This is a genomic window from Streptosporangium sp. 'caverna', assembly GCF_003203775.1.
In the GTDB taxonomy this organism is placed as follows: Bacteria; Actinomycetota; Actinomycetes; order Streptosporangiales; family Streptosporangiaceae; genus Streptosporangium; species Streptosporangium subroseum.
The window spans coordinates 5311765-5325807 of the sequence record NZ_CP029711.1 but is presented as its reverse complement, the minus strand read 5'-3'; the positions used below and the strand labels follow the sequence as shown (position 1 = coordinate 5325807).

Here is a 14043-nt window from a genome sequence, read left to right as displayed (position 1 = left end):
CGGGTCCTCGTCTGGGCGCGGTTGAACGGGCGTCGTCTTATCAATCTACATTGTAAAGGCATTCGATTGAATTCAAGATCATTCGCAGTGGACTAAGACCTCTCGACGACGGAGAAGCGGCTCGGGCCCGCGTGCTTCGGCACTACCGCAGAAGGCTGATCGGGGCAGTCCGCGTGAGCGGTCGTACAGGTCAGGTCAGGTCCATGCTCCGGCGGCCGGTCTCGTTGAGCCGGTCGGGGCCGAAGCGGTCGGGCCAGGTGCGTTCGTAGTGTTCTTCGGGGAAGTCGCCGGGGCTGGAGCCGGTGAGGAAGGCTTCGCGGACGCGGTCGGCGTAGCGTTCGTTGCGAGGGCACCAGGGGGCCGCGGGGATGTACATGACGTTGCCCCAGCCCTTCTGGTCGGTGACGGGGGCGACACTGTGGATCATGTCGCAGTGCCACCAGACCGAGTCGCCGGCCCGGACGTCGGGAATGCCGGTGAGGGTGTCCAGGAGGGGGGCGTGCCATTTCCGGTCGGCGGGGAAGACCTGGTTGACGGTGACGCCACACATGTCGTCGTCGGGGACGTCGTCCAGGAGGGGGCGGAGCATCAGGTAGGCCATGGCCTCGGGGATGGGGACGGTGTGCAGGACACCCTGGTCGTGGTCCATGTCGGACAGGGCGGTCCAGCCCTGGAAGGTTCGGAACGCCGAGCACATCGTGGTGCCGGGGTACTGGGGTCCCGTGGTGCGGTGGGCGGCGTCCCAGGGGTCGTAGTCCTCGACGGTTCCGTCGAAGAGGTGCCGGAAGGTCCGCTGGTACTCGCGGGTCATCCACAGGTCGAGCGTGCCGGGGTCGCAGTGGGTGCCCAGGCCGCGAGAGTCGACGCCCGGCGGGCGGCGGCGGATCCGGTCGGGGTACATCGCGTCGCGGTCGGGGTCGAACCAGCGGACGCCTTCGGATTCGTTGTTCCACAGGGAGTTGAGGAAGGACTGGACGCGGGTCATGCGGTCGCTCTGGCGGGCCTGCATCTGGGCGCCGGACCAGAAGACGGGATAGATCTCGGGCTTGGATCCGACGCTGCCGAAGAAGTCGTCGCCGGGGCCGGTGTAGTTCTCGAAGAACCTGTTCCGCTCGACGTAGGAGACGATGTCGGTGTCCCAGGCCAGGGCCTGGTCGCGGTCGAAGTGGCCGCGCACGACCAGGCAGCCGCGCCGCTTGAGCTTGCCGAGCTGTTCGGGGGTGACGCTGCCGTCCGCGATGTCGGCGTAGTCGATGACCGGCCACACGCTCTCGCCGCGTTTCCGGTCGGCGTCGATCTCGGCGGTCCGATCGGCGATGCGACGCTCCACGACGGCGAAGACATCGTGGACGCTCCGGCCGGAGGCCTCGATCCGGGCGCGCAGCGCTCGTTTGATCTGGCGGATCGCGGCGGGCAGGTCCTCGGGAACGGTCTGCCAGGAGGGCAGGGCCGGTGCGGCTGTGGCTGTCATCTCTGATCCCTCTTTAGTCAGGACTCCTAACTAGAATCACCATAACCAGGCTCCAGATGTTTAGGCAACACTCCTGACTAAACTCTGGGGCATGTCTGCTGACAAGCCTTCGCTGGAGCTGCTGCGGTCGATCACCGATGAGCATGTGCTCCGCGCGCTGATGGACAGGCGGCGGATGACCCGCGCCGAGATCGCGGTGCACACCGGGATCTCCAAGACGACGATCTCCGAAAGCGTGCGGCGGCTGAGCGAGTCAGGCCTGCTGGTGGACACCGGGGAGCGGACGACCGGCCGTGGACGTGTCGGCTCCTACTACGCGCTCGCCGGCGACATCGCCATCGCACTGGTGGTGAGCATCAGCCCCCGGGGCGTGGTGGGCGAGGCGGTCGACGTCTTCGGTGAGGTGGTCGGTCGGGCCGAGTCCCATCTCGGCAGGGCCGCGGGCCGCGATCGGGCGGCGCGGACGCTCGCCGAGGTGGCCCGGGCCGTACGGGGGCAGGTCGGGGGCGGGCTGCGCACCGCGGTGGTCAGCGCGGCGGACCCGGTCGACCGCGGCACCGGCCGGCTCGTGCACCTGCCCGACGCGCCGTTCCTTGTCGGCGACCTGGACCCGGTGGCCGTCCTGGGGTCACTGGTCGAGGGGCCGGTGCTGGTGGACAACGACGTCAACTGGGCCGCGCGCGCCGAAGGCCGGGAAGGGTGCGCCGCGGGCGTGGCGGACTTCGTCTACGTTCATCTCGGCGAGGGCCTGGGCTGCGCGGTGGTCAGCGACGGCGAGATCCGGCGGGGCCACCGCGGTCTGGCCGGCGAGATCGCCCATCTGCTCACCGCGGGGCCGGACGGTGCCGCGGTGCCGTTGACGGAGGTGTTCGCCGTCCTCGGGCTACGGCGCCAGGGGTCGACCGCCATCGACGTCGAGGCTCTGCGGGCGGCGACGGCGGGCGACGGCGTGGAGGCCGTTCGAACGCGTGGCACACTGGCCCGAGCGGTGGGCGGCGTCCTGGCGGCGGCCGTCTCCCTGTCCGACCCGCAGCTCGTGGTGATCGGAGGAACCTGGGGCCTGGACCCCGGCATGATCGCAACGATCGCCGAGCACTTCGGAAGCAGCCCGCGAAGCGTTCCCGTCACCGCGGCTCTGGTGCCCGCGCCCGACTTGGCCGGGGCCCGTATCCGGGCCGTCGAGGAACTTCAATCGATTCTCACCTCCTCCGCACGCCCGGGCCCGAGCTGACCTCGGGGCACTGTGCTCTCGAGGCCGGCTTGACGGCTCGCGCGTCCACGAGACGCACTCAGCGGCGCAGGGCCGTCTCCCGCTCCATGCGCGACAACTTCTCGGGATTGCGGACGGCGTAGAGCCCGGTGACGAGGCCGTCGTCGATGCGCACCGCGATGACGGTGTCGATCTCGCCTTCGAGCCGGAGAACCAGCGCCGGACAGCCGTTGACCTGTGCCGGCTGCGGCGACACCGCGGCGGCGATCCTGCCCAGCACGTGGGCCACCATCTCGGCTCCCACGACGGGCGCCGGTGCGGCCTGTACGACGCCGCCACCGTCACCCAGGAAGACGACATCCGGTGCGAGCATGTCGAGCAGTCTCTGCATGTCGCCCGTTTCGACCGCCCGCTGGAACGCCTCGAGCACATCTCGGGTCTCGGCCGCGGAGACGATGCCGCGTGGTCGGCGCGCGGCGACGTGGGCCCGTGCCCGGTGGGCGATCTGGCGGACCGCGGCCGCGCTCTTGCCGACGGCTTCGGCGATCTCGTCGTAGGCCAGGTCGAACACCTCGCGCAGTACGAACACCGCCCGCTCGGTCGGTGCGAGCGTCTCCAGCACCAGCAGCATCGCCATCGAGACGCTGTCGGCCAGCTCGACGTCCTCGGCCACGTCGGGCGAGGTCAGCAGCGGCTCAGGAAGCCAGGGGCCGACATAAGACTCCTTGCGCCGGCCGAGCGTGCGCAGCCGGGTGAGCGCTTGGCTGGTGGTGATCCGGACCAGGTACGCGCGCTGATCGCGGACTATGCCCAGATCGACGTTCGTCCACCGCAGCCAGGTCTCCTGCAGGACGTCTTCGGCGTCGGCGGCCGAGCCGAGCATCTCGTAGGCGACGGTGAACAGCAGGTTGCGGTGGGCGACGAACGCCTCGGTGGCGCGGTCCATGGGGCCGCTGCGAGCGAGCCGCTCGCCGGTGTCCGTTGTTCGCTCGCTCATAGCCGGCTCCTGCCCGTTCGCTCTCGATCGTGCCATACGCACAAGACGCCGGTCCTCACCGCTCTGTGACACCCGTGATCGGTGGCGCACGTCACATTGCCGCAGCGTCACAGGGATCGGGTCACCGGCATCTCTTGTCCGTCGGACGCCGCGCGAACGATTCGCGCGGCGCCGGCCCACGAGTGAGGACGACGTCATGGAACCCCGTTTCAACCTGATGACCAACGAGATCGGTGCCAAGATCGGTAAGCGTTTCACCGGCGTCAGCCTGGCGATCCAGCAGTCGCCACTGCCCAGGGACCTCCAGGAGTTGGTGATGTTGCGCGCCAGCCAGATCAACGGCTGCGGTTTCTGCCTCGATTACCACACCAAGGAGGCCGCGGCCGCCGGGGAGAGCGCGGTCCGGCTCCACCTGGTCGCCGCCTGGCGCGAGTCCATCGTGTTCACCGAGGCCGAGCGGGCCGCGCTGGCGCTCGCTGAGGAGGGCACCCGGCTCGCCGACGCCTACCACGGCGTGTCCGACGAGACCTGGGCTCAGGTACGCAAGCACTACGACGACGACCAGATCGCCGCGCTGGTCTACCTGATCGCCATGATCAACGCGGCCAACCGGCTCGGCGTGATCGTGCGCAACCAGGGGGGGTCTTACGAGCCCGGTATGTTCGCCGGCCTGACGAGCTGATCGGAGGGAGAATCGCGCCCGGCTCGGGATCGTTCGATCCCGAGCCGGGCCCGAGGCGCCGATGGCGAGCGCGGTGGTCTTCCCGGCGACTCGCCGGGGTGATGTCCTCCCGGCCCCGATGACGCCTTGCTCGCCGGGGATCGTCGCGAGTCGCGATCAGGAGCGGTGCCCGAATTTGTCGGAGTTGATCTTTAGGATGCGGTCCATGACCGTGATCTCCGACTCCCCGACGGACTACGACCGGGTCCGCGACCTTGTCACCGCCCGCAGAACCCGCGACCTGGCCGACCACGTGCTCGGCCTGAGCGAGGACCGGCGCGCCGAGGTGGCGCGCCGGCTTCCCGAGCTGCGCAGGGAACTGCGCGAGGCCGCCGACCGCCGCGCCAGGCAGTGGATGCTCGACCTGGACGACGAGGGCGAGGGGGAGGAGACGGAGTGGGACGAGGGGGAGCTGGAGTCCGGCGACGGGATCGGCGGGTACGGCGAGGTGCTGCGCGTCGCGGGTGCCGGCACCCTGTCCGGGGTCGCAGCCGCGGTCGCCTGGCTGACCCGCCGCGAGTTCACCGGCCCCCAGAGCGGGACGGACGAGGTGCTCCGTGTGCTGAGCGCCCGCCCCGCCGCCTGGCAGGCCGACGCGGCCGCCCGGCTGGCCGGGCGGATCCGCACGGCCGACGACCGCAACGCCCCGCTCGCGCTGGCGCTGCTGCGGGCCTGCGGCGCCACACCGCCTGAGCACGACCCGCTCGTGGGCGCCTGGCTCAGGGGCCGGCCGAGTGCCGACGACCCGCTGGTCGGCCCGCTGCTGCCGCGGATCTTCGAGGCCGAGGGTGTCGGGCGCATACTGCGCGAGGAGCGGCTCGAACCCCGGCCCACCCGCTGGCTGGCCCTGATCGGGCGGTTGCAGGTAGCCGGGCGCGTCTCGCGCGCGGACCTGCTCGACGGCTGCCTGCGCCGCTTCCTGCGCGGCGGGGACGCCGCCGGCCTGCGCTTTTTTGTCCGGCTGCACCGAATGCTGGACCCTACGCCGCAGGAGGTCGCCGCGCGGACACGCGACTACCTGCGGCTGCTGCCCGCTGCCCCGGGCACGGTCGCCGAGCTGGCGCTCGCGCAGCTCCGGCTCGTCGGCCCTCACGAGAGCGCCGACGTGGCCGAGGCCATCGGCGCGCTGACCTTCCGCCCGGAGGCCAAACTGGCGCTGGCGGGCCTGCGCTGGCTGGAGGAGGAGCCGCCGCCCGCGACCGAGGCGGCACCCGCACTGGCGGCGGCGTTCGGGCACGCCTCGTACGAGGTCCAGGGGCGGGCCGCCCGCCTCGCGCTCCGGCACGCCACCACCCTCGCCCCGGCCGGGCAGATCCTCGCCGAGGCCGTGCCCTTGCTCCCGGCGGCCCTCGGGTCGCGGGTCGCCGCCGTGTTCGGCGGTGACGTGGCGGAACCGGAGAAAGTCGAGGTGTTCACCCCGCCGCCGCTCACGCCCTTCGTGCCTGAGCCGTTCCCGGAGCCCACCGTGCGGCTGGGATGGAGCGTGTACGAGTGGACGGAGGGCGAGCGGTGGCTGGCGGCGTTCGTCGCGCAGGCCGCCGGTGACCGCGAGGAGCTGCGGCGGACGCTCGTAGCCGAGTTCGGCGGCGCCTACCCCGACCTGTTCCATTACACCCGCTGGCTTGACCCCGGCAAGTGGATCGCCGGCCTGGCCAGGGAGCTGATCGCGCCCGGCTCCGACCCCGGGCTGCCCGAGCCCGAACCCGTCGATCCGTGGGCGGGGACGAGCTTTCAGGTGCGCGTCATGGCCGTGCCGGACACCGACGAGGAGGCGCCCCGGGAAGCCGAAGAACCCGAGAGGCCGCAGGAACCGGGGGAGCCTGGACAGCCGGAGGAGTCGGCGGAGGAGGAGCGGGCGCCGGAGCCGGCGTTCGCGCAGCTCCCCGAGCACGTGCGCGAGGAGATTTTCGAGCAGCTGCTGGGCATCGGCGTGTCAGAGGAACGCGTGGCCGCCATGCGCGACGGGTCGCCGGCCCCCGAGCCGGGGCCCGGCGAAACCCGCGCGTTCCGGGTCGGCTTCACCTACTCCGGGCCGCGCCCGCTGTTTCACAAGCCCGAGCCGCCCGACCCTGCGGCGGAGTTCCGTCGCAGGAACCGGCTCCCGCACCCCGGCCAGGTCTCGCCGCCGCACTTCTTCCTGCTGCACCGGTTCAGTGAGCTCTATCTGGCGCTGCGGGAGGGCACGCTGCCGCCCGTGCTGCTGGCCACGCCCACGGCGCTGAGCGGCCACCTCGATCCGGACGTGCTCGTGGACCGGCTGGCGGCGTGCGCGACGGCCGGTGTCGAGCCACTGCCCGCCGACCTGCTGCAGGCGCTGCTCCGGCTGCCCAGGGGCGCGCACTCCGGCGCGGCCGCGCGAGCGGCCGGGCTCGGCTCGCGGGCCGCCGCCACCGCCGCCGGATGGATGGCCGGAGACGGGCTGCCCGACCCGGAAGCGGGCCTGAGGTGGGCCTATCTGGAGGGCGCCACGGACTATTTCTTCGACGAGCGCGAACCGGGGTACCGCGTCTGGGAGCTCCGCCTCAAGCCGGTGCTGCGGGCCGCGCCCACCGGGCACGATCTTCTCGACGAGCTGCTGCGTGAGCCGCTGCGCTGGAGCTGGGACGGGCACGGCCAGGCGATGGGCTGGTGGCCGGCGATCCTGCCCTCGCACCGGGAGGTCGTGGCCGTCAACTACCTGCCGCACCTCGGTGTCTACGCGGCGTGCGTGCGTGGGCTGATCGACGCCGACGGGCCCGCCGGCGACGCGACGGCGATCGTCCTGGCCCACGTCGTGGCCGCACGGAATCCGGAGGCCGCCTCGCTGCTGGTGCGGATGGCGGCCAGGGGCGGGCTGCCGGCCGAGACGGTGGGCCGGCAGCTCGCGCTGCTGATGCGCCGTACGCATGTCGAGCCGCGTCCGGTCGTGGCCGTGCTGGCCGAGGCCGCCCGGCAGGGCGCGTACGCGGAGGTGTGGCGGATGCTGACGAGCCTGCTGCCCGTCCTGCTGCCCGGCCCGGGCCAGCGGCCGTCCGTCGTGCACGTCGAGGCGATGACGCTCGCGGCGGACGTCGCCGCCTGGGCGGGCGCGCGCGGCCCGATCCCGGAGGTGACGGCACTGGCGGCGGGCCCGGGACGCAGCCGGTTCACGCGGGCGTGCGCACGGCTGCGCGACCAGCTCAACGGGTAGGGGAGAGCGCTGGGAAGCGCTGAGGTACACCCGACGGCAGACCTGTCAGACCCACAGGTCTGCCGAGGTTCACGTAGCGTTCTGGGCCAACGGTACGAACCCTATGATGGGCTTTTCGGGAAGCGCTTTCCAGCGTGGTTGGTCTATTGGAGCGGTTCAGCGGAGGAGAGGCGCCTTGATGAGGTTGGCGTTCAGCACGCTCGGCATGCCGGGGCAGGGCCTGGACGAGGCCATCGCGACGGCCGTGGAGTACGGGTGCGCCGGGCTTGAACTCCGTCTTCACCCCGACACAGGGGTGCACGCCGGGCTCTCTCCGCAGCGGCGCGCGGCGATCCGCGCGACCGTCGGCGGAGCGCCGGGCGCTGACCCCGGAGAGGCCGGGAACCCGGCGTTCTCCGCCGGTGGCGTACAGGCCGGGCCCGAGTCCGGTGGCGGCCGGAGTCCCGAGCCCTCCACCGCCGGTGTCCCGGCCGAGGCCGCCCGGCTGGAGATCTCGGCTCTTGCCGGGTACGTGCGGATCGCTGTGGCCGGCCCGGACGAGCCCGTCGTGCGGGCGCTGCGGGAGGACCTGCTGCTCGCCGCCGACCTGGGCGCTCCCGCCGTGCGGGTGTTCCCCGGTGGGGAGGACGTCGAGGCGGGGGCGCGGCGGCTGCGCGCGGTCGCGGGACTGTGCGCGGAGTCCGGGGTCCGGGTGCTGGTGGAGACCCATGACGCGATGCCGACCGGTGCGGCGGTCGGACGGCTACTGGATGCGGCGGGCGTGCCCGGGGCGGCGGGCGCGTTGTGGGACGTGCTGCACCCGTGGCGTCATGGCGAGGAGCCTGCCCAGACCCTGGAGGCGCTGGGCGAGCACCTGGCATACGTGCAGGTCAAGGACGCGATCTCGGCCGTCGACACGACCCCGGTGCCGATGTGGGAGGGCGGGGTTCCCCTCGACGAGTGCGGCGAGTTGCTGCGCGGTTTCGGGGGATGGGTCTCCCTGGAATGGGAGCGCACCTGGTATCCGCAGGTGGCGCCGGTGGAGGAGATCCTTCCCGGAGCCCGCGAGTGGGTCGCCCGCTTCTCGTCGTGACCTCCGTCTGGTCACGCACCGGATACGACCACTCGAGGCCCGGTTCGGCCGGTGATGCGGAAGGCGGGAGGGAACGGTTCGGATCAGTCCGGTGCGGGCCGTCGGGGCCGGTGGAGAAGGAGCGGACGCTGCGAGCGCGTCGTCCGCTCCCGGTGCTCGTGCGGAGCCCAGGGCTCAGGATTGGGTGCGGGTCCACTGCTGGTTGGTGCCGCCGCCACAGGTGTACTGCTGGATGTCGGCTCCGTCGGCCGTGGAGGCGTTGGCGACGTCCAGGCACTTGCCGCTGTGACGGGCTCTGAGCTGGTAGTAGCCACCGGTTGCGACCCACTGCCACTGCTGGTTGGTGCCGCCGCCGCAGGTGTACTGGAGGATGTTCGCCCCGTCGGCGGTGGAGGCCGAGGCCACGTCCAGGCACTTGCCGCTGTTGGAGTTCACCAGCCGGAAGTAGCCGCCGCCGGCGTCCTGGAACTGCCACCTCTGGTTGCCGCCGCCGTTCCACGGATACTGCTTGACCTCGGCGTTGTTGGCCGTGGACGCGCTGACCACGTCCATCACCCTGCCGCTGTGACGGGCGGTGATCCGGTAGTACGGCGTGGAACCGACGCCGGAGATGACGCCGGTGGCGGTGTCGATGCTGACCTGCGGATACCCGCTCAGGCTCATGCCGGTGGCGGAGGGGAACGCGATGGGCAGCCAGACGTACTGGGAGTCGTTCGCCGCGCCGCCCCATGCGCCGGCCCAGCGGTCTCCCATGTAGAGGTAGCTGGTCGTCGACGAGCCCTGGACGGGCAGCACGTACGCCGGTTGAGAGCCGAACGTCGTGCTGTCGCCGGCATTGGTCCACCCGGTCCAGGGGCCGGAGACGCTCGACGCGGTCGCGTACTGAGCCTGGTTCGGGTTCCATCCGGTGGCCGCCGACGTCAGGAGGAAATAGGTGCTTCCTCGTTTGAACATCGCCGGTGCTTCGCGGTGGGCGCCGGGCCAGAAGTTGCCCACCAGCGCGGCGACGTTCAGGTAGTCGGAGGTGAGCCGGTAGATGTGCAGGTCGTAGTTCTCGGCCGCCGCCGAGATCATGTAGGCGGTGCCGTTGTCGTTGTAGAGCGTGATGTCCCGCGACATGTGCTGTCCCAGCGGGCGGAAGCTGCCGTGGTAGGTGTAGTCGCCGTCCACGGTCGCGGAGGAGGCGACGGCGGCACGCGCCTGGCCGTAGTCGGTGCCGTTCTCCTTGTGCATCCACATGACGTATCTGCCGGTGGAGCTGTTGTAGATGACCTTCGGTCGTTCGATGTTCGCAACGCCGAGTTCGGCGTTCGACGACTGGGTCAGCGCATCGTTGCGGAACTCCCAGTTGGTGAGGTCGGTGGACCGGTAGACCGAGACCGCGCGAAAGGTGTTGTTGGGATTGCGGTTCTCCCCGAACCAGTAGTAGTAGGCGCCCACCTTGAGCACGCCGCCGCCGTGGGCGTGCAGCACGTTGCCGCCGGTGTCACGGAACTGGGTGCCGTTGGTGACGGTCACCGGAGCCGCCTGCGCCGGTGTCGCGACGAGGGCACCGGCCAGCAGGATGACGGCCGCAACCGCCCGGCACAGGCTTGCGATTGCACGGCGTGAGTCCATGGTGCCGATCAACCTCCGTTTGCTCGAGAGCGGGGACCATGAAGCGCCGAGCACGGGATGCGGGTCACCCCGCCGCCGTCTCATACGTCACGTGGAAGGTGGCGTCCTGGACGGAGGGAAGCTCATCCCCGGCGACGTCCTGCAAGAGACGTGACCTCGGATCATCAACTGTCTCCTCACGGCGAGGCGTCAAGGGAAACGACGTGCATCGACGAGCGCCCGAAGAATTGTTCACGCCAACGTTTCTGCGCTCATCCCGACCCTGTGAGCCTGGAAATAAAGTGATTGATTCGCGACGAAGGGCCGACGATCAGGTCGCATTCCTGCTTGTGCTGTATTTCCGCAAAGTGTTCGCGTTTGCAGGCGAGATGTCAAAATCCCGGCTACGGGAAATCCATCTCGGTGCAGTCGTAATTCCGCCGAGGCGGCGACAGCGGTACCGCTGAACAGCTGAAACGGGCGGCTGGGGTTACTGCTCGTCCCTCTGAAAGGTTCAGGAGTCATCGGCCTGGGCCGTGCTCACCGGCCTTGTGCGACTACCCGATCCGGCGGATGGCGACTCTTGCCAGTCTTGAACCCCTGCCCGCGGCCTCGGCAGGGGTTCGACCGGGTGGTGTTTTCGTTATGTGGTTCAGAAGGTTCCGGCGGTGTTGCACTTGGCTCTTTGCACGACGCAGTCCTTGACCCGGTGGCCGAGTGCGTTGTTGTCCCAGGCATTGAAGAAGTCACCGTGCATCGAGGAGGCCATTCCCGACGCCAGACGGAAGCCGTCGGCGGTGCCGCTGGCCGGGTAGGCGATGACGAATGAGACGGAGGGGATGGCCACCGGGTGGTCGCCGCCGCACGCGCCGTTGTAGGTGTAGGCCAGGTGCGACTTGTGGTCCGGGCTGTCCAGGTGCACGCCGTCCCAGCAGTCGGGGAAGACGAGCTGGAACAACAGGTTGGCGGTCGGGGCGCACACCGGCCAGTTGCCGTCGGCACTGCGCCCGATCTCGCCGCCGGGCCCGGCGCAGTAGAACTGGTTGACCGTGCCCCGCGGGGTGGGCGCCTGCGACCTGGCGTCTCCGGCGATCATGCGGAAGCCCAGCGGGAACGGCACCGTCTTGGAGGAGTCCGACAGGCGCGAGCCGTAATAGACGATCACCCCTTTGGGTTCGATGGGCCGGTCGTGTTCGTACAGCGTCGGGATCCAGTAGGCCGACAGGTCCTGGGCCGGTGCGCAGCTCGTTCCGGCGTTGCCGAGCAGGGTCTGCGTTGTGGTGAAGGCGTCGGTGCTGCGGTTGCCGATGAAGCTGTGCATGTGGGAGGCGCCGGGCAGCCCAGGAAAGATGATCGGGTCGTCGGGCCTGGAGTGGCTGTAGGTGCAGGTGGCGTTGAATTCCGGTACCCGCACCGCGTTGGCGGGCACCGGCGCCGGGGTCATCGCCCTGAACGCCGCGAGCTGGGCGTTCCACGCTGCCTGGTCGACGTTGATCCAGCCGGTGCCGGCCGGGGCGGTGGTCTCGAAGGAGAACCAGTTGATGTTCGCGAAGTCGCCGGTCGTGGTGTTGCGCATGACGGCGAACACCGTCTGCGCGCCGGCCGGGTGCGTGGCGGCGGCGACGGCGGTGGCGGTGGTCCAGCTCTGCCAACCACCGGTCGCCGTGATCGGGAAGCCGGCCAGCAGTGGTCCGGTCAGGGACCCGGTGCGCAGTTCGACCGTGCCCGAGCCGACGGCGGAGGCGACCCGCGCGGAGACCGTCAGCGAGCCGGTGCCCAGATCGACGCCGTCGAAGCGCATCCAGTCACCGGCGGCGAGGTAGGCGACGTTCTGACCGCCGCCCGTATCGGCGGTCGTCTCCACCTGCACGCCGGACTGGGCGGCGTACGACTCCGCCTGGACGACACCGGTGGCGGCCTGCGCGGCGGGGTGGGGGAGAGCGGCGACGGCACTGGCGGTGAGCACGACCGTCAGTAGGGCGCGCAGCGGGAACTGTGGTCTTCGCACGGTGATTCCTTCCGGACACGGGGGGCCCGGGCAGGGGACAACCGGCATATCCGCCGCCAGCAGGGCAGAGCGAAATGGCGCCAGGGTTCTCCGGAACATCCTTCACCCATGGCTTAATGCTTATTTTTAGCCGTGAAAAGAGCGCTCTCGGGGTAAGGATGATCCCGCCCATGACTCTTGTCAACCCTTCGCGGGGGAGCCTGATCGAGGCATGACGTTGCCGGCGGTGGCGGTGCGGACGGAGACGGCGACGGCCGGTGCGCGGGAGCCCCGCGGCCTGGCCAGGGCGGGGATGAGCGGTGAGAGGTCGCTGCTTCCTGTGAGGTCTCCGAGCTTTTTACTCGGCCGGCCCTTGTCTCGGTGCTGCACGGACGTGCGCGCGTTCGCCTTGTTTCCCGATGAGGCTCAGGAACTCGACGGGACCGGCACCGGTGGCCCCGAACCAGTGCGGGGTGCGCGTGTCGAACTCCGCGGCCTCCCCGGGCTTGAGGATGAGGTCGTGTTCCCCGAGTACGAGGCGGAGCGTTCCGTTGAGGACATAGGCCCAGTCGTAGCCCTCGTGGGTGCGCAGGTCGGGTTCGGCGTCGTCGCTTCCGGTCGGGAGGACGAACTTGTAGGCCTGGATTCCTCCGGGCCTCCGGGTCAGCGGCAGGATGATCGAGCCGTCGCCGCCGGGGATGGGACGCAGATTGACGCGGGGGTCGCCGGTCGGCGGCGCGTCGACGAGCTCGTCGAGTGTGACCCCGTAGGCGCGGGCAAGCGGAAGCAGCTGCTCGAGCGTGGGACGTCGCAGGCCGGCCTCGAGCCGGGACAGGGTGCTGGTGGAGATGCCGGTCTCCTCCGCGAGGTCGGCGAGCGTGACGTCGCGCTGCAGCCGAAGGCGTTTCAACCTCGGTCCGACAGCGTCGAGAGTGCGATCAATGGCTCCGTCCATCCTTCGATTTTGCCATTCGGCAACAAGGTTTGCACATCCGCCTTCTCTGTCAGCACCATGAGGAACGCACCCGTAGGGTGCACGATCCGTCGGCGCGGGTGAGCCGGCGGAGCCGCCGGCACGTGGCCGCGACGAGGTCACCGGCCACGACGGAGAGATCATCGCAAACGAGGAGGACGACCTGTGACGCACGGATTCGACAAGGACTTCTGGGAGCGGCACTGGACACAGGGACAAGATGGGGGCACCGGATCCATGGGCGGCAACCCGCCGAACCCGTACCTCGCTCGTGAGACCAGCGGTCTGACACCGGGCACGGCGCTGGATGCGGGGTGCGGTGGCGGCGCCGAGGCGATCTGGCTCGCCTCCCACGGCTGGCAGGTCACCGCGGCCGACATCTCGCCTGCGGCCCTTGCTCGCGCCGCCGAGCGCGCGGCGGCGGGTGGGGCCCCCGAGCGCCTGCGGTGGGTCGAGGCGGATCTGGGCGCCTGGACCCCGGGCGCGCAGTTCGACCTGGTCATGACCCACTACGCCCACCCGGCGATGCCCCAGCTGGAGTTCTACGACCGCATCGCCGGATGGGTGGCTCCCGGCGGCACGCTGCTCATCGTGGGGCACCTGCACACCCCGGACTCTCCCGGCCACGGGCACCACCCCCCTGCCGAAGCGTCGGTCACCTCCGCGGCCGTCACCGCGCGCCTGGACGACACGGAATGGGAGATCGTCACCGCCGAAGAGCGCCTCCGCACGCTCACCGGCCACGGAGACCGAGCGGCCCCCCTCCAGGATGTCGTCGTGCGCGCCACCCGACGCCGGTAATCACACCGTCCGACAGCGCCGGGGCCCGCTGCTCCGGCGCCGATTC

10 protein-coding genes are annotated in these 14043 nt (G+C 70.6%); 5 read left to right on the top strand and 5 right to left on the bottom strand.

Going from position 1 to position 14043, the window contains the following annotated elements; all coding sequences use genetic code 11:
- Nucleotides 1–190 precede the first annotated feature (190 nt).
- Nucleotides 191–1471, bottom strand: a complete 1281-nt coding sequence (locus tag DKM19_RS23560; protein WP_110698424.1) for a DUF1479 domain-containing protein — start codon at nt 1469–1471, stop codon at nt 191–193.
- A gap of 91 nt (nt 1472–1562) precedes the next feature.
- On the opposite strand from DKM19_RS23560, the gene DKM19_RS23555 reads away from it, so the two are divergent.
- Nucleotides 1563–2702: an ROK family transcriptional regulator gene (locus DKM19_RS23555; protein ID WP_110698422.1), complete on the top strand. Its 1140-nt coding sequence runs from the start codon at nt 1563–1565 to the stop codon at nt 2700–2702.
- Between the two features lie 58 nt (nt 2703–2760).
- Here DKM19_RS23555 and DKM19_RS23550 read toward each other — a convergent pair whose 3' ends face one another.
- The gene (locus DKM19_RS23550) at nt 2761–3678 is read right to left on the bottom strand and encodes an RNA polymerase sigma-70 factor (RefSeq protein ID WP_110698421.1); all 918 of its coding nucleotides are present in this window, start codon (nt 3676–3678) and stop codon (nt 2761–2763) included.
- Nucleotides 3679–3874: 196 nt separating this feature from the next.
- On the opposite strand from DKM19_RS23550, the gene DKM19_RS23545 reads away from it, so the two are divergent.
- The 3 genes from DKM19_RS23545 (at nt 3875) to DKM19_RS23535 (ending at nt 8640) form a co-directional block, all read left to right on the top strand.
- Nucleotides 3875–4360, top strand: a complete 486-nt coding sequence (locus DKM19_RS23545; protein WP_110698419.1) for a carboxymuconolactone decarboxylase family protein — start codon at nt 3875–3877, stop codon at nt 4358–4360.
- A gap of 205 nt (nt 4361–4565) precedes the next feature.
- Nucleotides 4566–7568 (top strand): hypothetical protein, encoded by a 3003-nt coding sequence (locus DKM19_RS23540; RefSeq protein WP_110698417.1) that lies wholly within the window; start codon nt 4566–4568, stop codon nt 7566–7568.
- 178 nt (nt 7569–7746) lie between these two features.
- A complete protein-coding gene (locus tag DKM19_RS23535; protein WP_110698415.1) occupies nt 7747–8640 on the top strand; it encodes a sugar phosphate isomerase/epimerase in 894 nt (297 codons plus the stop codon).
- 174 nt (nt 8641–8814) lie between these two features.
- On the opposite strand, the gene DKM19_RS23530 is transcribed toward DKM19_RS23535, so the two are convergent.
- From DKM19_RS23530 to DKM19_RS23520, 3 genes are all read right to left on the bottom strand, one after another.
- Nucleotides 8815–10257, bottom strand: coding sequence for an RICIN domain-containing protein (locus tag DKM19_RS23530; RefSeq protein ID WP_110705917.1), 1443 nt, complete (start codon nt 10255–10257; stop codon nt 8815–8817).
- Nucleotides 10258–10888: 631 nt separating this feature from the next.
- On the bottom strand, nt 10889–12244 hold the full coding sequence (locus DKM19_RS23525; protein ID WP_204358968.1) for a DUF1996 domain-containing protein: 1356 nt from the start codon (nt 12242–12244) through the stop codon (nt 10889–10891).
- Nucleotides 12245–12581: 337 nt separating this feature from the next.
- On the bottom strand, nt 12582–13178 hold the full coding sequence (locus DKM19_RS23520) for a helix-turn-helix domain-containing protein (protein WP_110698411.1): 597 nt from the start codon (nt 13176–13178) through the stop codon (nt 12582–12584).
- A 183-nt stretch (nt 13179–13361) separates the two neighbouring features.
- On the opposite strand from DKM19_RS23520, the gene DKM19_RS23515 reads away from it, so the two are divergent.
- The gene (locus tag DKM19_RS23515) at nt 13362–13997 is read left to right on the top strand and encodes a bifunctional 2-polyprenyl-6-hydroxyphenol methylase/3-demethylubiquinol 3-O-methyltransferase UbiG (RefSeq protein ID WP_110698410.1); all 636 of its coding nucleotides are present in this window, start codon (nt 13362–13364) and stop codon (nt 13995–13997) included.
- The last annotated feature ends 46 nt before the right edge of the window (nt 13998–14043 follow it).

What these genes read in the sequence shown, in the direction of transcription:
- DKM19_RS23560 (WP_110698424.1), bottom strand. Translation starts at nt 1,471, where the DNA reads ATGACAGCCACAGCCGCACCGGCCCTGCCCTCCTGGCAGACCGTTCCC.
- DKM19_RS23555 (WP_110698422.1), top strand. Translation starts at nt 1,563, where the DNA reads ATGTCTGCTGACAAGCCTTCGCTGGAGCTGCTGCGGTCGATCACCGAT.
- DKM19_RS23550 (WP_110698421.1), bottom strand. Translation starts at nt 3,678, where the DNA reads ATGAGCGAGCGAACAACGGACACCGGCGAGCGGCTCGCTCGCAGCGGC.
- DKM19_RS23545 (WP_110698419.1), top strand. Translation starts at nt 3,875, where the DNA reads ATGGAACCCCGTTTCAACCTGATGACCAACGAGATCGGTGCCAAGATC.
- DKM19_RS23540 (WP_110698417.1), top strand. Translation starts at nt 4,566, where the DNA reads ATGACCGTGATCTCCGACTCCCCGACGGACTACGACCGGGTCCGCGAC.
- DKM19_RS23535 (WP_110698415.1), top strand. Translation starts at nt 7,747, where the DNA reads ATGAGGTTGGCGTTCAGCACGCTCGGCATGCCGGGGCAGGGCCTGGAC.
- DKM19_RS23530 (WP_110705917.1), bottom strand. Translation starts at nt 10,257, where the DNA reads ATGGACTCACGCCGTGCAATCGCAAGCCTGTGCCGGGCGGTTGCGGCC.
- DKM19_RS23520 (WP_110698411.1), bottom strand. Translation starts at nt 13,178, where the DNA reads ATGGACGGAGCCATTGATCGCACTCTCGACGCTGTCGGACCGAGGTTG.